Origin of the sequence: Streptomyces sp. NPDC050617 (assembly GCF_040654795.1) — a bacterium.
Lineage (GTDB): Bacteria > Actinomycetota > Actinomycetes > Streptomycetales > Streptomycetaceae > Streptomyces.
The window spans coordinates 19,753-45,660 of record NZ_JBFAIS010000047.1; the positions used below are offsets into that span (position 1 = coordinate 19,753).

22 protein-coding genes and 1 pseudogene are annotated in these 25,908 nt (G+C 70.5%); 18 read left to right on the forward strand and 5 right to left on the reverse strand.

Annotated elements, in window-relative coordinates; genetic code table 11:
- Nucleotides 1-24: 24 nt before the first annotated feature.
- The 3 genes from AB0I49_RS36515 to AB0I49_RS36525 all read right to left on the reverse strand — a co-directional run bounded on the left by AB0I49_RS36515 (nucleotide 25) and on the right by AB0I49_RS36525 (nucleotide 3,446).
- Nucleotides 25-855 carry an inositol monophosphatase gene (locus AB0I49_RS36515; RefSeq protein ID WP_363231530.1) on the reverse strand — a complete coding sequence of 277 codons (831 nt, stop codon included), beginning with the start codon at nucleotides 853-855 and terminating at the stop codon, nucleotides 25-27.
- Nucleotides 856-923: 68 nt separating this feature from the next.
- Entirely contained in the window at nucleotides 924-2,723 is a 1,800-nt protein-coding gene (locus AB0I49_RS36520) for a gamma-glutamyltransferase (RefSeq protein WP_363231531.1), read from the reverse strand.
- A gap of 141 nt (nucleotides 2,724-2,864) precedes the next feature.
- Nucleotides 2,865-3,446, reverse strand: coding sequence for a DUF3761 domain-containing protein (locus AB0I49_RS36525; RefSeq protein ID WP_363231532.1), 582 nt, complete (start codon nucleotides 3,444-3,446; stop codon nucleotides 2,865-2,867).
- Nucleotides 3,447-3,877: 431 nt separating this feature from the next.
- On the opposite strand from AB0I49_RS36525, the gene AB0I49_RS36530 reads away from it, so the two are divergent.
- The 4 genes from AB0I49_RS36530 to AB0I49_RS36545 all read left to right on the forward strand — a co-directional run bounded on the left by AB0I49_RS36530 (nucleotide 3,878) and on the right by AB0I49_RS36545 (nucleotide 8,651).
- On the forward strand, nucleotides 3,878-4,804 hold the full coding sequence (locus AB0I49_RS36530) for an AraC family transcriptional regulator (protein ID WP_363231533.1): 927 nt from the start codon (nucleotides 3,878-3,880) through the stop codon (nucleotides 4,802-4,804).
- Between the two features lie 249 nt (nucleotides 4,805-5,053).
- Nucleotides 5,054-6,118 carry a biotin/lipoate A/B protein ligase family protein gene (locus tag AB0I49_RS36535; RefSeq protein WP_363231534.1) on the forward strand — a complete coding sequence of 355 codons (1,065 nt, stop codon included), beginning with the start codon at nucleotides 5,054-5,056 and terminating at the stop codon, nucleotides 6,116-6,118.
- A 346-nt stretch (nucleotides 6,119-6,464) separates the two neighbouring features.
- The gene (thrS, locus tag AB0I49_RS36540; RefSeq protein WP_363231551.1) at nucleotides 6,465-7,691 is read left to right on the forward strand and encodes a threonine--tRNA ligase; all 1,227 of its coding nucleotides are present in this window, start codon (nucleotides 6,465-6,467) and stop codon (nucleotides 7,689-7,691) included.
- Between the two features lie 474 nt (nucleotides 7,692-8,165).
- Nucleotides 8,166-8,651 carry an SAM-dependent methyltransferase gene (locus AB0I49_RS36545; RefSeq protein ID WP_363231552.1) on the forward strand — a complete coding sequence of 162 codons (486 nt, stop codon included), beginning with the start codon at nucleotides 8,166-8,168 and terminating at the stop codon, nucleotides 8,649-8,651.
- Nucleotides 8,652-8,700: 49 nt separating this feature from the next.
- On the opposite strand, the gene AB0I49_RS36550 is transcribed toward AB0I49_RS36545, so the two are convergent.
- Complete coding sequence (locus AB0I49_RS36550; RefSeq protein ID WP_363231535.1) at nucleotides 8,701-10,107, reverse strand: MFS transporter; 1,407 nt, start codon at nucleotides 10,105-10,107, stop codon at nucleotides 8,701-8,703.
- A 190-nt stretch (nucleotides 10,108-10,297) separates the two neighbouring features.
- Here AB0I49_RS36550 and AB0I49_RS36555 point away from each other — a divergent pair, with 190 nt between their 5' ends.
- Nucleotides 10,298-10,972 (forward strand): helix-turn-helix domain-containing protein, encoded by a 675-nt coding sequence (locus AB0I49_RS36555; RefSeq protein WP_363231536.1) that lies wholly within the window; start codon nucleotides 10,298-10,300, stop codon nucleotides 10,970-10,972.
- 159 nt (nucleotides 10,973-11,131) lie between these two features.
- Here the strand turns inward: AB0I49_RS36555 and AB0I49_RS36560 are convergent, their stop codons facing one another.
- Nucleotides 11,132-12,622 (reverse strand): MFS transporter, encoded by a 1,491-nt coding sequence (locus tag AB0I49_RS36560; RefSeq protein WP_363231537.1) that lies wholly within the window; start codon nucleotides 12,620-12,622, stop codon nucleotides 11,132-11,134.
- A 445-nt stretch (nucleotides 12,623-13,067) separates the two neighbouring features.
- On the opposite strand from AB0I49_RS36560, the gene AB0I49_RS36565 reads away from it, so the two are divergent.
- The 13 genes and pseudogenes from AB0I49_RS36565 to sufC form a co-directional block, all read left to right on the forward strand.
- Nucleotides 13,068-14,255, forward strand: a complete 1,188-nt coding sequence (locus tag AB0I49_RS36565) for a hypothetical protein (protein ID WP_363231538.1) — start codon at nucleotides 13,068-13,070, stop codon at nucleotides 14,253-14,255.
- 33 nt (nucleotides 14,256-14,288) lie between these two features.
- Nucleotides 14,289-15,683, forward strand: coding sequence for a hypothetical protein (locus AB0I49_RS36570; RefSeq protein WP_363231539.1), 1,395 nt, complete (start codon nucleotides 14,289-14,291; stop codon nucleotides 15,681-15,683).
- 5 nt (nucleotides 15,684-15,688) lie between these two features.
- Nucleotides 15,689-16,162, forward strand: a complete 474-nt coding sequence (leuD, locus tag AB0I49_RS36575; RefSeq protein ID WP_363231540.1) for a 3-isopropylmalate dehydratase small subunit — start codon at nucleotides 15,689-15,691, stop codon at nucleotides 16,160-16,162.
- A 29-nt stretch (nucleotides 16,163-16,191) separates the two neighbouring features.
- On the forward strand, nucleotides 16,192-17,478 hold the full coding sequence (locus AB0I49_RS36580) for an aconitase/3-isopropylmalate dehydratase large subunit family protein (protein ID WP_363231541.1): 1,287 nt from the start codon (nucleotides 16,192-16,194) through the stop codon (nucleotides 17,476-17,478).
- The gene (locus AB0I49_RS36585) at nucleotides 17,478-18,011 is read left to right on the forward strand and encodes a 3-isopropylmalate dehydratase (protein ID WP_363231542.1); all 534 of its coding nucleotides are present in this window, start codon (nucleotides 17,478-17,480) and stop codon (nucleotides 18,009-18,011) included. Before AB0I49_RS36580 ends, AB0I49_RS36585 begins: the two co-directional genes overlap by 1 nt.
- An 88-nt stretch (nucleotides 18,012-18,099) precedes the next feature.
- Nucleotides 18,100-19,221, forward strand: coding sequence for a radical SAM protein (locus AB0I49_RS36590; protein WP_363231543.1), 1,122 nt, complete (start codon nucleotides 18,100-18,102; stop codon nucleotides 19,219-19,221).
- 109 nt (nucleotides 19,222-19,330) lie between these two features.
- Complete coding sequence (locus tag AB0I49_RS36595; RefSeq protein ID WP_363231544.1) at nucleotides 19,331-20,536, forward strand: PLP-dependent aminotransferase family protein; 1,206 nt, start codon at nucleotides 19,331-19,333, stop codon at nucleotides 20,534-20,536.
- 63 nt (nucleotides 20,537-20,599) lie between these two features.
- Entirely contained in the window at nucleotides 20,600-21,859 is a 1,260-nt protein-coding gene (locus AB0I49_RS36600; protein WP_363231545.1) for a 3-isopropylmalate dehydratase large subunit, read from the forward strand.
- A gap of 16 nt (nucleotides 21,860-21,875) precedes the next feature.
- A complete protein-coding gene (locus tag AB0I49_RS36605; protein WP_363231546.1) occupies nucleotides 21,876-22,250 on the forward strand; it encodes an iron-sulfur cluster assembly accessory protein in 375 nt (124 codons plus the stop codon).
- 30 nt (nucleotides 22,251-22,280) lie between these two features.
- Nucleotides 22,281-22,916: a NifU family protein gene (locus AB0I49_RS36610; protein ID WP_363231547.1), complete on the forward strand. Its 636-nt coding sequence runs from the start codon at nucleotides 22,281-22,283 to the stop codon at nucleotides 22,914-22,916.
- A gap of 13 nt (nucleotides 22,917-22,929) precedes the next feature.
- Nucleotides 22,930-24,351 (forward strand): Fe-S cluster assembly protein SufB, encoded by a 1,422-nt coding sequence (sufB, locus tag AB0I49_RS36615; protein WP_363231548.1) that lies wholly within the window; start codon nucleotides 22,930-22,932, stop codon nucleotides 24,349-24,351.
- Between the two features lie 104 nt (nucleotides 24,352-24,455).
- Nucleotides 24,456-25,649 carry a Fe-S cluster assembly protein SufD gene (sufD, locus tag AB0I49_RS36620; RefSeq protein WP_363231549.1) on the forward strand — a complete coding sequence of 398 codons (1,194 nt, stop codon included), beginning with the start codon at nucleotides 24,456-24,458 and terminating at the stop codon, nucleotides 25,647-25,649.
- A 122-nt stretch (nucleotides 25,650-25,771) separates the two neighbouring features.
- Nucleotides 25,772-25,908, forward strand: a pseudogene (gene sufC, locus AB0I49_RS36625) (Fe-S cluster assembly ATPase SufC); the annotation flags it as partial.

Sequence of the window (25,908 nt, forward strand, 5' to 3'; positions counted from 1 at the left end):
GCCGGAAGCGCAGGCGTCCCGGCGTCAGGCGGCGGACGCCAGCAGCCCCAGGATAAGCCGAGCGGTCCCGGCGTCCCGCGCCGCGGCGAACGGAAGGGCGTTGCCCCCGGCGATCCGGAAGGGCTCGCCCGCGACCGTGGCGCTCGTGCCGCCCGCCTCGGCGACCAGCAGCAGCCCGGCCGCGTGGTCCCACGCGTTCTCCCAGGAGAAGGCGAGGGCGTCGAGCGTGCCCTGCGCCACATGCAGGTATTCGAGGCCCGCGGAGCCGCAGGGCCGCGGCGCGACGCCGTCCACGGCCAGCGCGGCGAGCACCCGCTTCTGGTCGTCGTTGGTGAAGTCGTGGTGGGAGGTGGCCACTTCGAGGGTCTTGCCCGGCTCGGGCGAACCGGACCGGATCGGCTCGCCGTTGAGCACGGCCCCCTGGCCGCGCACCGCGACGGCCATCAGGTCGAGCGCGGGCCCGTAGGTGAAGGAGGCCAGCGACTCGCCGCCCTGGACGAGGGTGACGAGCGTCGAGAAGCCGGGGTCGCCGTGGACGAAGAGCCGGGTGCCGTCGACCGGGTCGACGATCCAGACCGGCGCGTCGCCGCGCAGGGCGGCCAGCACGGACGGATCGGCGTGCACGGCCTCCTCGCCGACCACGACGGAGCCGGGGAGCAGCTCGGTGAGCGAGGCCGTGAGGTGCTCCTCGGCGAGCCGGTCGGCGATCGTCACCAGGTCGTGCGGGCCGTTCTTCTCGACGATCTCGTGGGCGGCGAGCTGCCGGAACCGCGGCATGATCTCGGCCGCGGCCGCCTTGCGGATCGCCTCTTCGACCTCGGACACCTCGAACTTCTTCAGCAGATCTTCGATCATGCGTCCATCGAACCACGCGTCACTGACAGTGGCGATGTACGGCAAGGTGACGTAAGTCGTACATGGGGTTAACGCCCGACCGCGTACCCCTGCATTCCGCGTGGGTTGGCCGCCGCCGACACCACGCCCGTCTGCGGATCGCGCGCCACCGCGCACAGCCGCCCCTCCGACCAGGGCTCCCCCACGGTCACCGCGTGCCCCCTGCGCCGCAGCTCCTCGATGACCTCGGCCCCGATGCGGGACTCCACAGTCACGCTGCCGGGCACCATCGCGCGCGGGTAGAAGGAGCCGGGGAAGCTGTCCTGGTGCCAGTTCGGGGCGTCGATCGCGCCTTGCAGGTCGAGCCCGCCGCGTACCCGCTCACGCAGCGCCACCGCGAGGAAGAAGTGCACCGACCACTGGTCCTGCTGGTCCCCGCCGGGGGTGCCGAAGGCCAGCACCGGCACGCCGTCGCGCAGCGCGAGCGACGGGGTGAGGGTCGTACGGGGGCGGCGGCCGGGCGTGAGCGAGTTCGGCAGGTTCGGGTCGAGCCAGGCCATCTGGAGGCGGGTGCCGAGCGGGAAGCCCAGTTCGGGGATGACGGGGTTGGACTGGAGCCAGCCGCCGCTGGGGGTCGCGGCCACCATGTTGCCCCAGCGGTCGACGATGTCGAGGTGGCAGGTGTCGCCGTGGGTCAGGCCGTCCCTGGCCACGGTCGGCTCCCCCGCGCCCGTGCCGGCGAGCCCGAGCGCGTCGAACCCCTCGTCGCCCGCCGCGACGGCGGTGGTGTGCCCGCTGAGCCGCGGCGTCCGGCCGTCGGGGCTGCCGGGGCGCAGCTCGTACGAGGCCCGCTCGCCGATCAGGGCGCGGCGGCCGGCGTTGTAGCCGTCCGACAGGAGGGTGTCGAGCGGTACGTCCGCCGCGTCGCCGTACCAGGCTTCGCGGTCGGCCATCGCGAGCTTGCCGCCCTCGATGAGCGTGTGCACGTACTCGGGGGTGCCGTAGACGAGGTCGTCGGGCAGCAGCGCGAGCTGCTGGAGGAAGACGGGGCCCTGCGACCACGGGCCGGCCTTGCAGAGGGTCCAGCCATTCCAGTCGTACGTGACCGGGTCCTCGTACGTCGCCTCGTACGCGGCGAGGTCGGCGGCGGTGAGCGTGCCGGCGTGGCGCTCGCCGGAGGTGTCCATGGCGGGCCGGGCGGCGGCGGCCACGAGCGCCTCCGCGACGAAGCCCGCGCGCCACACCTGCCGGGCCGCGTCGATCTGCGCGACCCGGTCCGTACCGGCCGCTTCCGCCTCGGCTATCAGCCGCCGCCAGGTCGCCGCGAGCGCCGGGTTCCTGAAGAGCCGCCCCGGAGCCGGGGGCTCGCCGTCGGGCAGGTAGAGGGCGGCGGAGTCCGTCCACTCCGTCTCGAACAGCTCGCGCACGCTCGCCACGGTCTCGCCGACCCGCTCGACGGGGGCGTGCCCGTCCTCGGCGTACCCGATGGCGTACTTCAGCACGTCCGCGAGGTGCTTGGTGCCGTGGTCGCGCAACAACAGCATCCACGCGTCGAACGCGCCCGGCACGGCCGCCGCCAAGGGGCCCGTGCCGGGGACGAGTTCCAGGCCGAGCCCCGTGTAGTGCTCGATGCTCGCCCCGGCGGGGGCCGGCCCCTGCCCGCACAGCACGCGCACCGGGCCGCCGGCGGGCGCGAGGATCATCGGCACCTCGCCCGCCGGTCCGCACAGATGCGGCTCCACTACGTGCAGGACGAATCCGGCGGCGACGGCCGCGTCGTAGGCGTTGCCTCCGTCCTCCAGGACCGCCATCGCGGACTGCGAGGCGAGCCAGTGCGTGGAGGACACCATTCCGAAGGTTCCTTGGAGGGTCGGCCGGGTCGTGAACATCGTCGGACTCCTCGGGCTGCGGCGCCGGGCGGCGGCGGTACGGACGGCACGTGCGGTGCGCGCGGTACGGGCTTGTCCTGCTTGTCCTTCCCGCTTCGCGGCACGGCCCGTACGAGGTGTACGGGCCGAGTGCCGCGCATCCTACGCCGGGAGATCCTTCAGCCAGGTGGCCACTCCCCCGTGGTGGGAGCAGGTGCCGCGGCGGTGCGCGGAGTAGGAGTAGCTGCCGTCGTTGCAGATGGCGGACGCGCCGCTGTGCGAACCGCCGGTGCTCGAACCGCCCGTGCTCGAACCACCGGTGCTCGAACCGCCGGAGGAGGAGTGGCTGCCGCCGGACGAGGAGTGGCCGGAGGAGGAGTGGTCGGAAGACGAACCGCCGGACGCGGAAGCCGAGCCCCCGCTCCCGCCCTCGTGCCGGGCCGGCGGCTTCGGCGCGGGGGCGCTCGTCGGCGGCTCGGCCTCGGGCTCGGGCTCCTCGGTCGCCGAAGGCGAGGGCGTCGGCGTGGGAGTGGGTGTCGGGGTGGGTGTCGGGGTCGGCGTCGGCGACTCGCTGGGCGAGACCGACGCGGTCGCCGTGACCTCGGGCGACGCGCTCTTGCCCGTACCACCGTCCGCCGAGTCGTCGCAGCCGACGACGCCGAGCCCGAAGGCCAGCACGGCAGCCGCCGATACCCACACCCGCCCCGGTCTACGCGCGGTGAAAGCAGTGAATATGTTGCTCACGATCAGGTCCCCCCTGACGCTCTGCTGCGCGGAACGTCCGCGCATGGCTCCGCCGCCCGGTCGCGAACCGACGCCCGGCCGACCGGGAGAGCGGTGTGGGGGGCGTGGGGGGAATTCGTGGGGTGCGCAGAGTGTACGACGAAATCCGGCCGTGCCAATGGCGGGGCCCCCACCCGGTCATCGCCCGGTCACCACCCTGGCGTGCCCCGGCCCGCCCGGCCCCTCCCGACCCCGTCGGCCCGTCGGCCCGTCGGCCCATCGGCCCATCGGCCCATCGGCCCATCGGCCCATCGCGGACGAGCAGACCGGATCGGGCACGGATTGTCGGGTGCGGCACCGTGGGCGCTCCCTAGCGTGAGCGGCGTATCAGAAAGCCGAAACAGGCCGAGAAAGAAGGCCGAGGACGAAGGCCGAGAAAGAAGGATCAGGGAATGCTGGACCGGCTGAACCAGGCCATGGAGCACATCGAGAACCGTCTCGATCAGCGGATCGAGACGGCCGATCTCGCACGGATCGCCGTCACGTCGGAGTACCACTTCCGCCGGGTGTTCTCGGCGCTGGCCGGTATGCCGCTGTCGGAATACATCCGCCGCCGTCGGCTCACCGTCGCGGGCGCCGATGTACTCGCCGGCCGGCACACCCTGCTCGATATCGCGGTGCGCTACGGATACGGATCGGGCGAGGCGTTCGCGCGGGCGTTCCGGGCCATGCACGGCATCGGGCCGGGTGAGGCGCGCCGCACGGGTGCGGCGCTGAGTTCCCAGCCCCGGATGTCCTTCCGTCTCGTCATCGAAGGGAGCAGCAGTATGGAATACCGGATCGTGGAAAAGGAAGAATTCCGGGTGGTGGGCCCGAAGGCACGGGTCCCCCTGGTGCACGCGGGGATGAATCCTGCGATCGTCGAATTCATCCGGGGCATCGCCCCCGAGACGCTGCGGAGGCTGGAGGAGCTGTCCGACCGGGAACCGCGCGGAATCGTCGCGGTCAGCGACGACCTCGCGGAAAGCCGGGCGGAGGGCACGGAACTCGACTATTACCACGGGGTCGTCACAGGCGCCGACGCCCCGGAGGGCTGCTCGGCTCTGACCGTGGCGGCGGGGACCTGGGCGGTCTTCGAGAGCTCCGGCGAGTTCCCGCTGGCCCTCCAGATGATGTGGCGGGACGTCTTCACGCAGTGGTTCCCCTCCAACCCGTACCGGAGCCGTCCGGGCCCGGAGATCCTGCGTACCCGCCTTTCCGGCGGCGCCTCGCAGGCCGATACCTCGCAAGCCGATGCCTCGCAAGCCGATGTCTCGCGGGCCGATGTCTCGCGAGCTGATGCGGAACTGTGGATTCCGGTGGAACGCACCAGCGGCTGACCGCGGCGCCTGCTGCCCGCGCGCACCGACTGCCCGCGCGCACGCGGGACGCGAGCCCGGCCCCGTACGACACATCCCGTGCCGTACGGGGCCGGGCCCCGCCGTACGGGCCGGATTCGCCCGGACCGGACATACCAGCTGTACCGCCGCCTTTCCGCGGCATCACCGCGAACCGGAAACCCCAGTAACGTGGGCGGCGAATCGGCGGATGTTCGAGAGCCGGTCCCGGAAGAGGCGGAGGAATACGCGGTGCACGGTGAGTACAAGGTCCCCGGCGGCAAGCTCGTCGTCGTGGATCTGGAGGTCGAGGACGGCGCGCTGCGCCAGGTGCGGGTGGCGGGGGACTTCTTCCTCGAACCCGACGAGGCGCTCGCCGCCATCGACTCCGCGCTGGAGGGCGCGCCTGCGTCCATGGAGACGGCGGGGCTCGCCGCCCGGATCACCGCGGCGCTGCCCGAGTCGACCGTGATGTTCGGCCTGACGGCGGAGGGCGTGGCCATCGCCGTGCGCCGGGCCCTCGCGCACGCCACCGAGTGGAGCGACTACGACTGGCAGCTGATCCACGAGGCGCCGCAGTCGCCCGCGCTGCACATGGCGCTGGACCAGGTGATCACTGAGGAGGTGGCGGCCGGGCGGCGGCCGCCGACGCTGCGGGTCTGGGAGTGGGCCTCGCCCTCCGTGATCATCGGCAGCTTCCAGTCGCTGCGCAACGAGGTCGACCTCGACGGGGCCACGCGGCACGGCATCGACGTGGTGCGGCGGATCTCCGGCGGCGGGGCGATGTTCGTGGAGCCCCCGAGCACCATCACGTACTCTCTCTCCGTCCCGGACGCGCTCGTCTCCGGCCTCTCCTTCGCCGACAGCTACGCCTACCTCGACGACTGGGTGCTCGCCGCCCTGGGCGACATGGGCATCAAGGCCTGGTACCAGCCCCTCAACGACATCGCGACCGAAGCGGGAAAGGTCGCCGGCGCCGCCCAGAAGCGGATGGTCGGGCCGAACGGCGGCCCCGGCGCGGTCCTGCACCACGTGACGATGTCCTACGACATCGACGCCGACAAAATGCTCGAAGTGCTGCGCATCGGCAAGGAGAAGCTCTCCGACAAGGGCACCAAGAGCGCCAAGAAGCGCGTCGATCCGCTGCGCCGGCAGACGGGGCTCCCGCGTGAGACCGTCATCGACAAGATGATCGACTCCTTCCGCAGCCGCTACGGGCTCGCGCAGGGGAAGGTCAGCGACGCCGAGCTGTCGCGGGCTCAGGAGCTGGCGCGCACCAAGTTCGGGACGGAGGAATGGACGGCGCGCGTTCCGTAACGAGCCGTGGAGGCAACGGTCTTCAGCGTGGCTGGGATGGAGACCACTGGGAGTGAGGGCGACCGCCGGGACCGCCTGAGAAGCTGAGAAGGTCACTGCCGGGCAGTGACCACAGCCCGCGGCCCCCGGCCGCCTCGTCGCGAATCTCCGGTGCGCACGCCGCCGCGGCCTGTTAATCTGCCCGGCATGAAGCGCGCTGCGATCAGCATGACGACGACGCCGGAGAGTGTCCCGGCGCGCTGACAGCTGTTCTGAGTCGAAGCCCCGGGGCGAGTGCCCCGGGGCTTCGCCTTGCGGTCACTCCCCCTGACACCGCGAGGAGACCGCCATGACCGCCATGACCGCCCTGCACGACCACCGCCGCCTCGGCCGCGAGCTGGGCCTGTTCGACACCGACCCGCTGATCGGCGCGGGGCTGCCCTACTGGCTGCCCGACGGCGCGACCGTCCGGCACACCCTGGAGGAGTACATCCGCACCGCCGAACGGCGCGCGGGGTACCGGCACGTGTACTCGCCGGTGCTCGGCAAGCGGGAGCTGTACGAGATCTCCGGGCACTGGGCGCACTACAGCGACGACATGTTCCCGCCGATGGAACTGGGCGGCGAGCAGGTCGTGCTGCGGCCGAGTCTGTGTCCGCACCACGCGGTCATCTACCGCTCGCAGGCGCACAGTTACCGCGAACTTCCGCTGCGCATGGCCGAACTCGGCGGCATGTACCGCTCGGAGCCGTCCGGGGTGCTCGGCGGGCTCACCCGCGTCCGCGCCATCCAGCTCAACGACGCCCATATCTTCTGCACCCTGGACCAGGTCGCCGAGGAGGCGCGGGGCGCGCTGGACATGATCCGCCGCGCGTACGAGGCGCTCGGCATCACCCCGGCCCGCTACCGCCTCTCCCTCCCCGGCCCCGGCGGCAAGTACGTGGCCGCTCCCGAGAAATGGGAACGGTCCACCGCCCTGCTGACCGAGGTGCTCGACGGCTCGGGGCTCCCCTACGAGGCGGCCGAGGGGGAGGCCGCGTTCTACGGACCGAAGATCGATGTCCAGGTCACCGACGGCGCGGGCCGGGAGTCCACCCTGTCCACCGTGCAGGTCGACTTCCACCAGCCCGAGCAGTTCGGTCTGCACTACATCGGGGCGGACGGCGCCAAGCACCGGCCGGTCATGATCCACCGCAGCATCATCGGCAGCGTGGAGCGGGCCGTCGCCCACCTCATCGAGGAGCACGGCGGCGCGTTCCCGGCCTGGCTCGCACCCACCCAAGTGGCGATCCTCCCGATCTCGGACGCGGAGCTGCCGAACGCCGACGCGTTCGCCCGGCGGTGCGCGGAACTGGGGCTGCGCGCCGAGGTCCACGGCCCGGAGAGCGGCACCCTCGGCGCCCGTGTCCGGGAGGCGCGGCTCGTTCCGTACCAGGCCGTCATCGGTGCAAAGGAGGCCGTGGACGACCGGGTCGCGCTGCGGCTGCGCGACGGGCGGCGGCTCGAACCCCGGCCGGCCCATGAGGCCCTGGCCCGCATCGGCGCGCTCGTCGAGGCCCGGAGCACCGAGCTGTGGGACGGGATCGCCGCGTAGCGCGACGACCGCCCCGCTCGGCGCCCGTACCGATCTGACCACGGAGCGAATCATCCGAAGCGCCGTCCGCGGCCATGGCGTTCGTGATAGTGATCAACAGGGTGGAGGTCGGCTCCACGGCGTGGAAGGAGTCGGAACATGGCGGTGCTCACTCTGTTGTCCGGGGCTGCGGATCCGGGGCGGGCGGGCCTCGACACCATCGGATCGGTGGTCGACGAGGCCCTCGCGCTCCCCGAGGGGAGCTGCGACGTGACGTGGCGCCAGTGCCTGGCCGACACCGACGCCGACGGCGACGGCGACGGCGACGGCGACACCGGCGGCGGCACCGAGGACCAGCCCGCTCCCGTCGTCTGCCTGCTGACGATCGACGAGGCGGACTTCCCCGATGCGGACCAACAGGCACGCCTCCACAGCCTGCTGGGCAAGGTGTTGCGGCAGACGCTCGGACCGGCTGGAACCGACATCCAACTGGTTCTGGAACGAAGGGCGTTCACGCCTTCGCCGGTCGTCTCGCGTCCGATCGCCACAGTCGTCGGGGGCCGACCCGAGGTCCGTGACGACAACTGGGCGGACGTCTCCTCGGTGATCCGCCTCGACGCCGGGCAGTTCCCGGCCGAGGCACTGTCCGGCATCGCGGCCTTCTCCCACCTGGAAGTCGTCTTCCATTTCGACCGCGTACCGGTGGAGAAGATCGAAACGAACGCCCGCCACCCACGAGGCAACAAGGACTGGCCGCTGGTGGGCATCTTCGCGCAACGCGGCAAGAACCGCCCAAACCGGATCGGCGTCTCACGCTGCCGCCTGATCGAGGTATCCGGCCACGACCTGCACGTAAAGGACCTCGACGCCGTGGACGGCACCCCCATCCTGGACATCAAGCCCTACATGGCGGAATACGGCCCCCGCGGCACCACCCGGCAGCCGCAGTGGGCGACGGAACTGATGCGCGACTACTACTGAGCTACGCAGCTACTCAGCTCGGCAGCTACTGAGCTTCTCAGCTGCTCAGCTACCGGGCAGCCTTGAGGCCGTTCGCCCTCCCCTCCCCCACCGAGCGTCCGTTGACCGCGGGCCCCAGGACCCCGATCTCCAGGGCGATGACGGTCATCACGGCCGCCACCGCGGCGAAGAGTCTCGCCGCGCCGAACGCGTGCAGGACCGGTACCAGGGCGAACGGCATGGCGGCGGTCGAGACGCGGGACATCGCGTAGGTCCAGCTGGTCGCGGTGGCGCGCAGTTCGGTGGGGAAGATCTCGGCCTGGTAGACGTGGTAGGCGTTGGAGAAGATGTTGCTGACGGCCGTGTAGCCCACCCCCGTGATCACGATGGCGAACTCGTCGGCGGCCTGCCCGAACGCGACGCCGAACACCGCCATCGCCAGGGCCGAGGCGACGATCAGATGCTTCCGCTCGAAGCGTTCGATCAGGGTCAGGGAGATCAGCGAGCCGAGCGGGTAGCCGAAGTAGGTCAGCGCGCTGAACAGCAGCGAGTGGACGATGGAGAAGCCTTTGGCGTCGAGGACCAGCGGGGCCATCGTTCCGAATCCGTAGAAGCCCACGCTCTGCAGGAGATGGAAGACCCCCATCATCGCGGCGCGGCGGCGGTAGACGGGAGACATTGGCCGCGAAGCGACAGCATCCGCAACAGCCTTTTCTTTTACGGAAATTGATGGAGTGTCAGTCGTACGCACAGGCTTCGCGGAAGCGTACGGCGTCCCCGCCTCCAGCTCCGCCACGATCCGTTCGGCCTCCGCCGTACGGCCCACCGACGCGAGCCACCGGGGCGACTCCACCAGGCCGCGGCAGCGCAGCAGTGCGGCGGCTCCGCCCAGCGCGCCGATGAGGAAGAGCCAGCGCCACCCGGCCATGCCCAGGGGGCTCATCCGGACCAGCCAGTGCGCGAGGAGACCGACCGTCGGCACGCCGAAGAAGGAGATGGTGTACGCCAGAGCGGTGTAACGGCCCCGTACGCGCGCGGGCAGCAGGTCACTCAAGTAGGCGTCGGCCAGCGGGAGTTGCGGGCCGATGCCGAGGCCGGCGAGAAAGCGGGCGGCGATCAGCATCGGGGCGTTGGCGCTCAGCGCGCCCACGGCGGAGAACACCGTGTACAGCGCCACCGAGGCGATGAGGAACCGCCGGCGTCCGTACCGGTCGGCCAGCCGTCCCATGATCACGACGCCCAGGAACATGCCGATGAAGGCGGAGGCGAGCACCGCCGACGTGGCGGTGGCGCCGAGGTCGAACCGTTGGGACAGGACGGGCCCCAGCACCCCCGACATGAAGATCTCGTACATGTCGAAGAAGAGACCCATGCCGATGGTGAGCACCAGCGAGCGGTGCCGCCGAGTGACGGGCATTCGGTCCAGGCGGGCCGCCACATCGGCGGACAGGCCCGGAGGGGCGGTTTCCTGAGCCATGGCGCGCTCCTTCACGGTGGGCGGCAGGGGGCACGGGGCGTCGCCCCCGAAACCGGATGTCCAAATCCTGGGATTTTTCATCTTGCAGATTGGTCACTGGGTGTATGTACTGTGCTCGGCGCCGCACCGGGAGTCGCGTGCCGCGCCGGCACATCACCGACTCATCGGACAGGGGCGTTGGAGGGTGGATATGAAGGCCTTGGACCGGGCCGTCGCCGTGTTGGCGGCCGTCGCCGAGGGGGAGCGCCATGCGTCCGGTATCGCCGCGGCCACGGGGGTGCCGCGTTCGACAGCACATCGGTTACTGCGCTCGCTGAGAGCGCACAGACTGGTCGACGAGGTCGAGGAACTGGGTCTGGTGGTCGGCTCGCGGGTCCATCAGCTCGGGGCCATCGCGCACGGCGGGGCGCTCGCCCGGGTGGCCCCCGGAGTCGTCGAACTCCTCTGTGAGAACACCAGGTTGAGCGTTCAGATCTATCAGCGCCGCAGTGACAGCGTCGAGTGCCTGGCCGCCGCCAGTCCGCTGGACGGGCTGCGGGACGTCGTCGAGACCGGGACGGTCGCCCCGCTCGGCGGAGACGCGACCAGCCAGATCCTCACGGCCTGGGACGACCGGCTGGACGGGGCGAGCGGACAGGCCGAGACGCTGCGGAGGGTACGGAGCCGGGGCTGGGCCCTGACGGAGGCGGCGGACTCGCGCACCGTGCTGTCCGTACCGGTCCGCGCCATGTCGCACCGGGTGGTCGCCGCGCTGAGCCTGTCCGGACCGCCGAGGCTGCGCAAGGACGCCGTCCGGCTGCGGACGGAACTCCGCAAGGCCGCCAAGGCCCTGGAGGACGAAGTGCGGGGCACCTGGCCCGGGTGACGCCACGTCAGCTACTCGGCCCGGCACACCCGCCGCCCGACCGGCGGCCACGGCAGGCACCCGAAGCGGCACGCCCGCCGCCCGGCCGCCGCCCGTCCGGCATCCGCGCCCCGCACCTCACCCGTCCGGCGCGCGCCCGCCGCCCGCTCCCCCACCCCCTCACTCCGGCTCCTGCGCGCGATGCCACCGCAGGACGAAGAGCGCCGCGATCACCAGGACCGCGGCGACGACCCGGTATCCGGTGCCCGCCGCGTCGCTGAAGGCGGTGACGGCGCGCGCGTGCTCCCCGGTCCCGAGCCGGGCCGCCGCCGCCAGGATGTCGGAGGCCGAGCGGTGCCCGGAGCCCGCCGCGGGGTCCACCGCGGCGGCGAAGCGGCTAGTGGTGACGGTGCCGATCACGGCCACCCCCAGGGCGCTGCCGATCTCGCGCGCGGCGCTGTTCAGACCGGAGCCGAGCCCCGCGCGGTGCGGCGGCACAGCGCCCATGATCCCCATGGTCAGCGGCGGCAGCGTGAGCCCCATGCCGCCGCCCGCGGCGAGCAGATAGACCGCGTACAGCGCGTAGGGGGTGCGGGCGTCGGACCATGAGACGCACAGCAGGGACGCGGCGATGAGCAGGATGCCGACGGCCATCACCGGGCGCGCGCCGAACCGGGCGGTCAGCCGCGAGGCGCGCCGGGAGACGAGCATCATGCACACCGCCAGCGGCAGGAACGCCACGCCGGCGGTCAGCGGGCTCATGCCCTTGACGTACTGGAGGTACTGGGCGTTGGTGAAGAAGAGCGCGAACATCGCGAAGAACGCGGCCGTCACGCCGAGCGCGCCGGCCCGCAGCCGCGGCGTGCGGAACAACTGGGGTTCGAGCATGGGGTGTTTGCTGCGCGCCTGCTGGAGGGCGAAGGCGGTGAGGATGAGCAGCCCCAGGACGAAGGCGCCGACGATGGGGGCCGACAGCCAGCCGGTGGCCGGGCCCTCGATGATGCCGTACAGCAGGGCCACGAAGCCGAGGACCAGGAGGCCGGTGCCGACGGGGTCGAGCGGGGCGTCGTTGCGCGGGGCGGCCGGGGCGAAGCGGACGGCGTACATGACCGCCGCCGTCACCGGGACCATGGCGGCGAACAGCCCTTGCCAGGGCAGGAATTGCAGCAGTCCGCCGCCGACGAGGTAGCCGACGACGCCGCCGATGCCGGCCGCGCCGGTCCAGGTGGCGATGGCCTGGGGGCGTTCGGCGGGCGGGAAGGCGATGAGGGCCAGTGACAGGGTCGCCGGCATGACGAGGGCGGCGCCCGCTCCGGTGATGATGCGTCCGGCGAGCAGCACCGGGATGCCGGCGGCCAGGGCGCAGACGAGGCAGCCCGCGGCGAAGACGCCGAGCCCCCACAGCAGCGCGCGCTTGCGGCCCCAGCGGTCGCCGACGACGCCGGCGGGGATGAGCAGGCAGGCGAAGACGATGACGTACGCGTCGACGAACCACAGCAGTTGGGTGGGCGAGGGGTGGAGGTCGCTGTCGGCGACCTTCGGCACGGCCAGGTTGACCGCCGAGACCATCGCCACCACGAGGATCACCGCGGCGCACATGGTGGTGAGCACGAGCCCGCGCTTCGGGTGGCCGGTCGCCTCGGCCGTCGGGGGTGCGGCTGGAGTCTGCATGAAGGGCTGCCTCGCGGGTGTGAAGTGACAGGGCGAGGCGGACCGTTGCGGCTTGGGGACAGGGCGGGATCTTAATTGACCGCGCCGCCGTACGGGCAGCCCTCGACCGTGATCCGTCCGTACGGCCGTGTGATCCGTCGGCACACTTCGGCCGCACCGTGGGCTTTCCGGAAGATCGAAGCGGACAAAGATCCTCTAAACAGACCTTCGAGATTTTCGGGTATGTCTCAACAGTTGAGATGTATTCGTCCACGATGTAGACCTGCGTAGGCCTAGCGCATAACCTCTGATTCCGGCGGACCCCGACGGCTTGGGGAGATGCCACAGTTGCGCGCGTGCCTGGACGGACAGCGGCCGTGCGCGAATTTCCCGGGCGAGGCGAGCAGTCTTCAGCAGCCGCCGATGGACGCCCTTCAGATGCCAAGTGACCGAACGGGGAGGGATCTTGTCGGCCAGTGCCACGATGGCGGAGGCGGACGTCGGCGACTGTCACGGCTCCGGTTGGCGTCCGGCGCTCCCGCCGCACCCGCCGGGGGGACGGACCGCGCGACCGCTCCCGGCGGGCGCGCTCCAGGAGCAGTACTCCGCTCTGACGACGCGACTCGCGTCCACCCTTCAGGATTCCGCCGATCGCTGGCGTCTGCTGTGCGACATCGCGCAGATCCGATCCGTTCTGAAGGCCGCAGGCGTCCGCCCTTGGGAATTCGGGCTCCGGGCGGGCGGCGGCAGCGCCGCCGCCCGCCGGATGTCCGGCCTCCTGCTGGACGTGGTGCGGCACACCGGAAGCCCCCGGCTGGCCGCGCTGGTCCCCGCCGCGGCGTCCTCGGCCCCCGGCCTGCGGCCGCTGCTGGAAGAACTCCGCTCGGCGAACCGGGCGCCGTGCGTCGGCGCGTACCTGCACGGCTCCGTCGACGCCGGCTACCGGACGGTCCAGGAGGAGGTGCTCACCCAGGAGTTGGACGCCATGGCCCGCTTCGTGGGGCCGCCGGCCGGCGGCGTACGGCTCGTCCTCGCGGAACTGGCCCTGCTGCGCGCCCGGCAGACCGCGCTGGCCTGCTGGTTACGGATCGGCGAACTCCTGCGGTCGCTGCTCCCCAAGCGCCCCGGCGTCGTCAGCATCGGCGCGGGCCTCGGCGAGTTCGAGGGCACCCTGGTGCGGGAGACCGCCGCGCGGGCGCTGTGCGTCGACATCGACACCGGCATCGAGACCGCGCCCCGCCTGCGGCCCGGCGGACTGCGCCGGCGGCGCATCACCCCGCTGGAGGCCTACCGGCCGCTCGGCGCCGACCTCGACCTGCTGATACTCAAGGACGCCCTGCACCACATGCGGCAGCCGCAGTGGCTGCTGTGGTCGGCGGTCCGCACCCTGCGTACGGGCGGTGTCGTCCTCGTCATGGAACCCACCGTCGAGGCGGCGGACCGGCCGGGGCTCGGCGCCCTGCGCGAGCTGGACTCGACCCCGTACAAGAACAGCATCGTCCCGGCCGGGCTGTGGGAGCGCTGGTACGGCCACGCGGGCCTGACCGTGCTCCAAAGGCTGGACTATCCGCCGGGGATCATCGACAACAACGACTCGTTCCCGCGGACGGTCTGGCTGCTCGGCCGGTCCCGCGGCCCCGGCCGGAGCGCCTGAACAGCCCCGACAGCGACGAGCGGAGGACACATCATGATCGAATTGAGGGAACCCCTCCACACCCTGGTACGGCAGCCCGTCGAGTTCACCGCGGGCAAGGAATTCCCGCGGCGCATCCACATCTACGACGAGACGCTCCGCGACGGCGAGCAGATGCCGGGCGTCGCCTTCAGCCCCGACCAGAAGCTCGAACTGGCCGGTCTGCTCAGCGACATGGGCGTGGACGTCCTCATGGCGGCCTTCCCCGCGTCGAGCGAGTCCGACCGCGAGGCGCTGCGCCGCATCCTGGCGGCCCGGCGGAGCGGGCGGCTGCGCGCCGACATGGAGATCATGACGATCGCGCGGGCCACCCGGCACGACATCGCCGTCGCCGCGGAGACGGCCCGCCAGGCGGGCGCCGACCTGGCCTCGGTGGGTGTGCTGGTCCTGTCCACCGCCTCCGACCTGCACCTGAAGTACAAGCTGGGGCGCACCCTGCTGAAGTACAAGGGCGCGCCCGAGGACGACTGGCTGGGCCGGCCCGTCGAGTGGTACCGGCGGGCCAACCTCGACCTCATCACCGACCACCTGGCGTACGCGGCCCAACTCGGCTTCGGCACCGTGGAGTTCGCCAGCGAGGACGCCAGCCGGGCCAGCGAGGAGTACCTGCTCCAGTGGGCGCGGGCCTGCCGCGACGCCGGCGGCACCCGGCTGTGCTTCTCCGACACCTGCGGGGTGTTCACCCCCGAGGCCGTGGACGCCTGCATCCCGCCGCTGATCAAGGCGCTGCCCGACTTCCCCGTCACCGCGCACTTCCACAACGACTTCGGGCTGGGTGCGATCAACACCGTACGGGCCCTGGGCCACGGCGCGACCCACGCCAGCATCTCCGCCTGCGGCATCGGGGAGCGGGCCGGCAACACCTCCATCCACCAGGTCGTCATGGTGCTGCGGGACCTGTACGGCATCGAGCTGCCGGGCTTCGCCTACGACCGGCTGTGGGATCTGCGGCGGGCGGTCGAGACGTACTCCGGAATTCCCATCCAGCCGCACGAGCCGATCATCGGCCACAACGTCTTCGCGCACGAATCGGGAATGCACACCGCGGGCATATCCATTCACCCCGCGATCTACCAGACCATCGACCAGGACGTGGTCGGCGGGGAGCACCGCTTCGTCCTCGGCAAGCACAGCGGGAAGGCAGGCGTCCTGCACGCCCTGGCGGAAATGGGGCTCACGGACGGACTGCCCGCCGAGGCGCTGGACAAGGCGGCCGACGCGGTGCTCGAAGAGGTGAAGCTCCGGCGCGAACGCCGCGCTTCGGAGGCCGACTTCGCGGCGTACCGGGAGGCGTATTACGCGCATCTGACCGGCCTCGGTGTGCCGGACGAGGAACTGCTGCAGATCTTCCGCGACGTGACGGTCGCGGCATCACTAGAAAGCATGTGAGCGACATGGGCAAAATCTGGAAGTTCGGCGACGATGTGGACACCGACCAGATCATCGCGACGCGGTATCTGCTGCTGCCGGGCGTCGACGATATGAAGGGCCACACCTTCGAGGGGCTGCGGCCCGAATTCGCGGGCGGATTTACCCCCGGCGACATCATCGTGGCGGGCAAGAACTTCGGCTGCGGATCCTCCCGCGAGCAGGCGCCGCGCGTCATCAAGGCGCTGGGCGCGGCGGCCGTCATCGCCCCCACCTTCGCGCGGATCTTCTACCGGAACTCGATCAACATCGGTCTGCCGGTGGTGATGTCCGCCGAGGCGTCGGCCGCCGCCGTCGAGGGCGAGGAGATCGAGGTGGACCTGGAGCAGGGCACGATCACCACCGCCGGGTCCGGCTTCGCCTTCCCCCGCTACCCGGACCACGTGCTCGACATCGTGCGCGCGGGCGGGCTCATCGAGCACCTGCTCGCCACGACGTGACACGCGCGCGCCGCACCCCCTGACCCCGCATGAGCACTATGAAAGGTCCGATCACCTTGGGCATGACCATCACCGAGAAGCTCCTCGCCCGTGCCGCAGGCGTTCCGCACGCGCGGCCGGGAGAGATCCTCACCGTCGATGTCTCCTGGTGCATGACGAACGACGCCACCACGCACATCAGCATCGACATGTTCAACGCCCGCCTCAAGGAGCGCGGCATCCACGCGCCCGAGCGGACCGTGTTCGTGATCGACCACAACGTCCCGTCGGAGAGCCCGACCACCACGGCCACCCAGAACAAGATGCGGGCGTTCGCCCGTGAGCACGGCATCCCGCTGCACGACGGCGAGGGCGTCTGCCACCAGCTGATCCTGGAGGAGTACGCCAAGCCCGGCGACGTGGTCTTCGGCGCGGACTCGCACACCCTGACCGCCGGGGCGGTCGGCGCGTTCGCCGCCGGGGTCGGCTCCACCGACTTCGTCGCCGCGATGGTGACCGGCAAGACCTGGGTCATGGTGCCGCCCACCATCCGCATCGACGTCGAGGGCGCGCTGCCCGAGGGCGTGTTCGCCAAGGACGTCGTGCTGCACATGATCGGCGACCTCGGGGCGGACGGCGCGACGTACAAGGCCATCGAGTGGGGCGGGCCCGGCGTCCAGGCGCTCAACACCGAGCAGCGGGCCACCCTCGTCAACATGGGCGTCGAGGCCGGCGCCAAGTCCTCCGTCGTGGAGCCCGACGAGGAGACCCTGCGCTATCTGCGGGAGAAGCGCGGCGACGACGTGGACACCGGGGAGCTGCTCGCCTCGGACCCCGACTGCGTCTACGAGCGCCGGCTCACCTACGACCTGTCCACGCTGGAGCCCGTCGTCGCCTACCCGCACAACGTCGACAACATCGCGCCCGTCACCGCCTACGAGGGCACCGCGGTCACCACCGGGTTCGTCGGCTCGTGCAACAGCGGGCGGATCGAGGACCTGCGGATCGCCGCGGGGGTGCTGCGCGGCCGCAAGGTGCTGCCCGAGGTCAAGCTCATCGTCGCGCCGGCCTCGAAGAGCGTCTATATGCAGGCGCTCAAGGAGGGCCTGATGGACGTCTTCCTGGAGAGCGGCGCCATGGTCGTCAACTCGAACTGCTCCGTGTGCTTCGGCAACCAGGGGGCCATCGGCGAGGGCGATGTGCTGATCTCCACCGGCACCCGCAACTTCCCCGGCCGTTCCGGCAGCCAGAAGGGCGAGATCTTCCTGGCGTCGCCCGCCACGGTCGCCGCCACCTGCGTCGGGGGCTACATCACCGACCCCCGGGAGTTCGTCTGATGAGCGGCGCCGACGTCTCGCGGGTCATCCGCCTCGGCGACAACATCGACACCGACATCGTCATCCCCACCCAGTACATGACCCTGCCGAGCGTACGGGAGATGGCCCGGCACGCCTTCTCGCCGATCTGGCCGGACTTCGCCGAATTCGTACGGCCGGGGGACGTCATCGTCGCGGGCCGCAATTTCGGCAGCGGCTCGTCCCGTGAACAGGCGCCGGAAATCATCAAGGAGCTGGGAATCCGCTGCGTCATCGCGGTCAGCTTCTCCCGGCTCTTCTACCGCAATGCCCTGAACAACGGCCTCCTGGTGATCGAGTCCTCGGCGCTGCCGCCGCTGGTCGACACCGGATCGCGGGTCGGCGTCGACCTGGAGCGGTGCGTGTTCGAGGTCGCCGACGAGCGGGAGGGGGCTCCGCCGCGCGAGATCCCCTTCGGGAGCATCCCGCAGGAGCTCATGAACATGGTGGCCGAGGGCGGCCTCGTCGCCTATTGGAGCCGTGTCAACGCCGAGGCTTCCGGCACCGCCTCCTGACCCACGCCGCGCGCAGTGCTCACTGCAACGGTGCGGCGTTGCCGGAGAAACCCCATTGGAACCGACCGGAACCATGGAGGAACCAGCAGTGCAAACGGCAAATCTCTTCAACGATCACACGTTCTCGAAGAAGGACGTCCTTCTTCTGCACGGAATCGACAATTACAACCGCGACGACCTCGACCTCCTCAAGGAGATCCGGGAGAACGGAAACCCCGACGCCATCCTGTCCATATGCGTCAGCACCACCTCGGCGTGCAACATCCGCTGTTGGTATTGCTACGCACTCGGCAACAAGAAGCGCAACCCGGGCCAGCTGACCGTCGACGAGTACCGCAACCTCATCGACCAGGCCGTGGACCTCGGCGCCCGCACCATGATCGTCTGCGGTGACGGCGAGCCCACGTACGACCCGGCGCTCACCGACATCGTCAAGCACGCGGTCTCCCGCGAGCTCATGCCGGTCATCGTCACCAACGGCACGATCATGGGCAACGACCGGGTCTCCAAGCACCTGCACGGACTCGACGGCCGGGAGCTGACCCAGTTCCTCAGCGACTCCGGCGCCTCCCTGCTCGTCAAGCTGGAGACGCTCGACCCCAAGCTGTACGAGAGCATCGTGAACGTCCGCGGCGCGTGGGAGAAGTTCGAGGCGGGCGTCGACCGGATGATGGAGGCCGGCTTCGGCGACACCTGGGAGCAGCCGGACGGCACCTACACCCGGATGTCCTTCACCGGCATCGCCACCAAGGAGAACGTCGACAGCGTTCCGGCGATGAAGCAGTGGGCGCGGGACCACAACGCCCAGTTCATCTGCAAGGTGCCGTCGCCGATCGGCGGCGCCCTCGACCAGGCGGCGACCAAGCTGTTCCCGCCGGCCGAGGTCGAGTCGGTCCGCACCCTGATCGACAACTACACCGACAAGCGGGAGACGCTCACCCCCATCGTCCTCGACGGGGACAAGTGCATGACCTGCCTGGCCTGGCACCTCGGTCCGGTGATCACGGAGGAGGGCTACTACGTCGAGTGCTACACCTCGACCGAGGCCACGTTCGGCAATGTGCGTGAGAAGTCCCTCTCCCAGCTCCTGAAGGAGAAGGTCAAGGGCACGGACTGGGACAACCCCTGCCCGATCAAGGACCGCCTGTATGTGCAGCTGACGCAGAAGATGCAGCAGCAGAAGGCGGAGGAAGTGATCTGCACCGGCTGACCGGACGCGCGGGCGCCGGACCGTAGCGCTCCGGTGCCCGCGCTCTCCCAGGTCCGTTCCCAGGTCCGTTCCCGGGTCCGTCCGGCCGCACAGAGAGTTTCCACGACGTATGAATTCAGCACAGGGGCTGTTATCGCCCCGGGAAAGCCCGGCCGCCGCCTGGTCCGCGGTCGCCGGCCGGCTCGGCGAGTCCACCATGGGCGACGTCCTGCGGTGGGGCGCCGGCGGCTCCGTCAACTTCGCCGGCGGATTCCCGGACGAACGGCTCTTCCCGATGTGGCACGTACAGGAGGCGTTCGAAAGCGTCCTCGCGCGGCGCGGCCCGCAGGCCCTCCAGTACGGCTCCGCGCAAGGGGCCCCCTGGGTGCGCGAGGCCGTCGCCGGCCACCTGGAGCGGCGCGGAGTCCGCACCTCGCCGCAGACCATCCTGCTGACCAGCGGCGGCCAGCAGGCGATCGACCTCGTGGCCCGGCTGTACGTGGACCCCGGCGACGTCGTCGTCACCACCTCCCCCACCTACTTCGCGGCCCTCGAACTCTTCGAGGCGGCGGGCGCCGAGATCGTCACGGTCCCGCTCGAAGAACAGGGCCTCGACCTCGACCGGCTGGCGAACGCCCTCGGCGATCCCCGCGCCAAGGTCTGCTACCTCATCACCGACCACCAGAACCCGACCGGCATCAGCCTGCCCGCCGAACAGCGACCGCTGATAGCGGACCTGCTCCGGCGCCACGCGTGCCACCTCATCGAGGACGACGTCTTCGGGGACATCGCCTTCGAACCGCCCGCGCCCCCGATCCAGCGGTGGGCGCCCGACCGGGTCTCGTACGTGACCAGCTTCTCCAAGGGGCTGTCGCCGGGGCTGCGCGCCGGTGTGCTCGCCGCGCCCGCCGACGTGATCGGCAAGGCGCTGGCCCTGCGGGAGAACACGGACGTCTGCCCGAACACGCTGACCCACGCCGTCATGGGCGAGCTGCTGGCCGGCGGCGCGTACCACCGGCTGCTGCCCCGGCTCTGCGCCCGCTACCGCACCCGCCGGGACGCCCTGCTCGCCGCGCTCGAACGCCATCTGGCCGGCCGCGCGCACTGGACGACGGCGCACGGCGGCTTCTTCACCTGGGTCACCCTCGACGCGGCGACCGACATCGAGGACCTGCTGCGGACGGCGGCCCGTTCGGGCGTCGTCTTCCTGCCGGGCTCCCGCTTCCGCAGAGGCGGGAAGGAGGGCGGGGAACGGGCCGAGCTGCGGCTGAGCTGCGCGCGCCTGGACCCCGCGGAGATCGAAGAAGGAATCGGCCGGCTCGCCGGCCTGCTGTAGGCGAACGCGCGATCACGCGCACGGAAGAGCGCGATCATGCGCACGGAAAGTGAGAGAGAAGACGTGCCCGCAACGCTTTACGAAAAGATCCTCGCGCAGAAGGTCGGGCGCCCCGTCACGGTGGGCGAGATCGTGGAGATCGACGTCGACCGTGCGATGATCCACGATTTCTTCACGCCATTCGTGATCCGCAAATTCCGGGAGATGGGGTTCACCCGGCTCAAGAACCCCGACTCCGTCGTCATCATCTACGACCACCTGGTCCCCACCAATTTCCCCGAGGACTCCGTCTACCACCGGAAGACCGAGGAGTTCATCAAGGAACAGGGCATCGCCAATGTGCACCGGTCCGACGGCATCAGCCACCAGATCATGTGCGAGCAGGGATACATCACCCCCGGCGACATCTCCGTCGGCACCGACTCGCACACCGTGATGTACGGCGGCCTCGGCGCCGTCGCCACGGGCGTCGGCTACACCGAGATGGCCGCGGTGCTCGGCACGGGGCGCACCTGGCTGAAGGTCGTCCCCACGATCCGGGTGAACGTCGAGGGCGACCTCGGACCCGGCGTGTACTCCAAGGACATCATCCTGCGCGTCATCGCCGACATCGGCGGCGACGGAGCGACCTACAAGGCGCTGGAATTCGGCGGCGGCACGATCGACGCCATGACCATGGACAGCCGCCTCACGCTGTCCAACATGAGCGTCGAGGCCGGCGCGAAGACCGGCCTGATCGCGGCGGACGACACCACCCTCGCGTACGTCTCCCGGCACGGCGACATCACCGGGAAGAGCCCGCTCGGGCCGGACGCCGGCGCCGTGTACGAGCGGGTCCTCGACTACCGCGCCGAGGAGCTCGAACCCGTGGTGGCCTGCCCCAGCACCGTCGAGAACGTCAAGCCGGTCGGCGAGGCCGCGGGCACCGAGGTGCAGCAGGCGTTCCTCGGCTCCTGCACCAACGGGCGGCTGGAGGACTTCGAGATCGCGGCCCGGATGCTGGACGGGCGCAAGGTCAGCCCGGGTATGCGCTTCTACGTCGTCCCCGCCAGCCGCGAGATCTTCCGGGCGGCGGTGGCGGCCGGCTATGTCGAGACCCTGATCGCCGCCGGGGCCGTGGTGAACCAGCCGGGCTGCAGCCTGTGCTGCGGGCGCAGCGGCGGCCTGATGGACGCCGGCGAACGGATCATCAGCAGCAACAACCGCAACTTCATCGGCCGGATGGGCAGTTCGCAGGCCGAGATCTACCTCGGCTCGCCCGCGACCGTCGTGGCCTCGGCGATCGAGGGCCGGATCACCGATCCCCGCACCTATCTGAAGTGAACTCAAGGAGGCAGCCATGACGGAGACGACGCACCGGGTCCCGGTCAGCATCCCCTCGCGCACCGGCGCGGACGCGCTGCGGGTGACCGACGCGGCCATCGGACGGATCGCCGCGTCGCTGGGGCCCGACGCCCGGGGCAAGGCGCTGCGCATCGGGGTGAAGCCCGGCGGCTGCTCGGGGCTCTCGTACACCATGTACGTCGAGGACGAGATCGCGGAGAGCGACACCACCATCGAGCGCGACGGGGTTCGCATCGTGGTGGGCGAGACGGCCATGCCGTATCTGAAGGGCACCACCCTCGACTACGAGGAGGGGCTCATGGAGTCCGGTTTCGTCTTCGACAACCCCAACGCCTCGTCGTCCTGCGGCTGCGGCAACAGCTTCAACTGACCTTTTCCGTCGCGTACTTGGGAGGCACATATGAGCAGCACGGCACAGCAAGCCGCGGCGCGCACCGCGATCACCGTGACCGACGCGGCACGCGCGGCGCTGCGCGATCTGGCCCAGCCCGAGTCGGGTGCGGAGCGCCCCGCGCTGTTCGTCTCGGTGGAGTCCGGGGACCGGGGCGAGTTCCGCTACGAGTTCGCCTGGCGGACGACGGCGGAGGCCGGCCCCGGAGACCTGAGCACGGACTGCGGTGAGTTCACCGTCGTGGTCCCCGAGGCCGACGCCGGCCGGCTGGCGGGCGCCACGCTGGACGCGGACCCGCAGTTCGGGGTCGTGATCAGCAACCCGAACGCGGAATCCGAGGCGGCGGCGGACTCCGGCGACGCCCCGGCGGGCGCCGATGACGACGAACTGCGCGCCAGCGTAGAGAAGTTGTTCGCGGAAACGGTCAACCCGGCGCTGGCCTCGCACAGCGGCGCCATCAAGCTGGAGCGGATCGAGGACGGAGTGCTCTACGTCAGCCTGCTCGGCGGCTGTCAGGGGTGCAGCGGCGCCGCGCTGACCCTGGCGGACGGCATCGAGCGGTTCATCGTCGACGCGATGCCCCGGATACGCAAGATCGTCGATGTGACCAACCACGCCGCCGGCGCCAACCCGTTCCTCCGCTGAAGGGAGCACCGCCATGACGCTCCCCACGGAGACCGCCCACCCCGACCTGGACGGCCTGGGTACGTACGGATACGGCTGGGCCGATTCGGATGTGGCCGGTGCCGCGGCCAAGCGGGGCCTGTCCGAAGAGGTCGTCCGAGACATTTCGGCGAAGAAGAACGAGCCGGAGTGGATGCTCAAGCTCCGGCTCAAGGGTCTGAAGCTGTTCGACAAGAAGCCCATGCCGACGTGGGGCTCGGACCTGACCGGTATCGACTTCGACAACATCAAGTATTTCGTGCGGTCCACGGAGAAGCAGGCCGCTTCTTGGGAGGACCTGCCGGAGGACATCAAGAACACCTACGACAAGCTGGGCATCCCGGAGGCGGAGAAGCAGCGGCTGGTCGCGGGTGTGGCGGCGCAGTACGAGTCGGAGGTCGTCTACCACCAGATCCGTGAGGACCTGGAGGAGCAGGGCGTGCTGTTCCTGGACACGGACACGGCGCTCAGGGAGCACCCGGAGATCTTCCAGGAGTACTTCGGGACGGTCATCCCGGTCGGCGACAACAAGTTCGCGTCGCTGAACTCGGCGGTGTGGTCGGGCGGCTCGTTCATCTACGTTCCGCCGGGCGTGCACGTCGACATCCCGCTGCAGGCGTACTTCCGGATCAACACGGAGAACATGGGCCAGTTCGAGCGGACGCTGATCATCGTCGACGAGAACGCCTATGTGCACTACGTCGAGGGCTGCACCGCGCCGATCTATTCGTCGGACTCGCTGCACTCGGCGGTCGTGGAGATCATCGTGAAGAAGGGCGGCCGGTGCCGGTACACGACGATCCAGAACTGGTCGAACAACGTGTACAACCTGGTCACCAAGCGTGCTGTGGCGTATGAGGGCGCGACGATGGAGTGGGTGGACGGGAACATCGGCTCCAAGGTGACGATGAAGTACCCGGCCGTTTATCTGATGGGCGAGCACGCCAAGGGCGAGACGCTGTCGATCGCGTTCTCCGGCGAGGGCCAGCACCAGGACGCGGGCGCGAAGATGGTGCACATGGCGCCGAACACGTCCTCCAACATCGTCTCGAAGTCGGTGGCGCGCGGCGGCGGCCGTACCTCGTACCGGGGTCTGATCGAGATCGGCGAGGGCGCGCACGGTGCGAAGTCGAATGTGCTGTGTGACGCGCTGCTGGTGGACACGATCTCGCGCTCGGACACGTACCCGTATGTGGATGTGCGGGAGGACGATGTGTCGATGGGGCACGAGGCGACGGTCTCCAAGGTCAGTGATGACCAGCTGTTCTACCTGATGAGCCGTGGCATGACGGAGTTCGAGGCGATGGCGATGATCGTGCGGGGCTTCGTCGAGCCGATCGCGCGGGAGCTGCCGATGGAGTACGCGCTGGAACTCAACCGGCTCATCGAGCTGCAGATGGAGGGCTCCGTCGGCTGACGGCCCAGGCAGCAGTCTCCGCCCGCTCGTGGGGGTCGGCGCCGGCCCCCGCGGGCGCTCCGCAGCGAACGCCCTGACCGCAGAAAGCGAGTGCATCGACAGCCATGGCTGAGGCTAGGAAAATCCCCGCGGGTTCCACGACCGTCGGTTCCGTCCGCGTCACCGCCGAGTCCACCGTCGCCACCCGGATAAGCGCTCCCCCGTCCTACGACGTCACCGACTTCCCCATCCCCCACGGCCGCGAGGAAGAGTGGCGCTTCACCCCCCTGGAGCGGCTGGGCGGCCTGCACGACGGCACGGCCGCACCCGTCGGCGAGAGCGCGACGGTCGCGGTGAGCGCCCCCGCGGGCGTCACCGTCGAGACGGTCGGCCGCGACGACGCACGGCTCGGCGCGGCGGGCACGCCGGTGGACCGCGTGGCCGCCCAGGCGTACAGCTCGTTCGAGAAGGCGACGGTGGTGACCGTCCCCCAGGACACGGTCCTCGGCGAGCCGGTCCGGATCGCGGTACGCGGCGAGGGCGGCACCTCCTTCGGCCACCAGGTCGTGGAGCTGGGCGCGTTCGCCGAGGCCGTCGTCGTCATGGAGCACACCGGCTCCGGCGTGCTCGCGGCCAACGTCGACTTCGTCCTCGGCACGGGAGCGAAGCTCACCGTCGTGTCCGTACAGGACTGGGACGACACGGCCGTGCACGTCGCCCAGCACAACGCGCTCATCGGCCGGGACGCCGGCTTCACGTCGACGGTCGTCACCCTCGGCGGCGACGTCGTACGGCTCCACCCGCGCGTCTCCTACCAGGGGCCCGGCGGCGAGGCCGAGCTCTACGGCCTGTACGTCACCGCCGCGGGCCGCCACCACGAGCACCGGCTCCTCGTCGACCACGCCGCCCCGCACTGCCGCAGCAACGTCACGTACAAGGGCGCGCTGCACGGCGACGGAGCCCACGCCGTCTGGATCGGCGACGTCCTCATCCAGTCGCCCGCCACCGGCACGGACACGTACGAGCTGAACCGCAATCTGGTCCTCACCGACGGGGCGCGCGTCGACTCGGTGCCCAATCTGGAGATCGAGACCGGCGAGATCGTGGGGGCCGGGCACGCCTCGGCGACCGGCCGGTTCGACGACGAGCAGCTCTTCTACCTGATGGCGCGCGGCATCCCCGCCGACGAGGCCCGCCGCCTGGTCGTCCGCGGCTTCTTCGCCGAGCTCGTCCAGCGGATCGGCCTCCCCGACGTCGAGGAACGGCTGCTCGCCAAGATCGAGCGGGAGCTTGAGGACTCCGCGGGGCCGGCGGCATGACCTGCCCGCGGCACGCTCCGTTCCCGTACGTCCCATAGAGGCCCCGTTATCCCGTGGAGATCCGAGGAGGCGGCCGGAAGCGACTGTGCGCGTCTCCCCTACCGAGGAGTCCTGAGTTCGATATGGCTACGCTTGAAATCCGTGACCTGCACGTCTCCGTCGATGTCGACAATGGCACGAAGGAGATCCTGCGCGGCGTCGACCTGACGGTGCGGCAGGGGGAGACGCACGCCATCATGGGCCCCAACGGCTCCGGCAA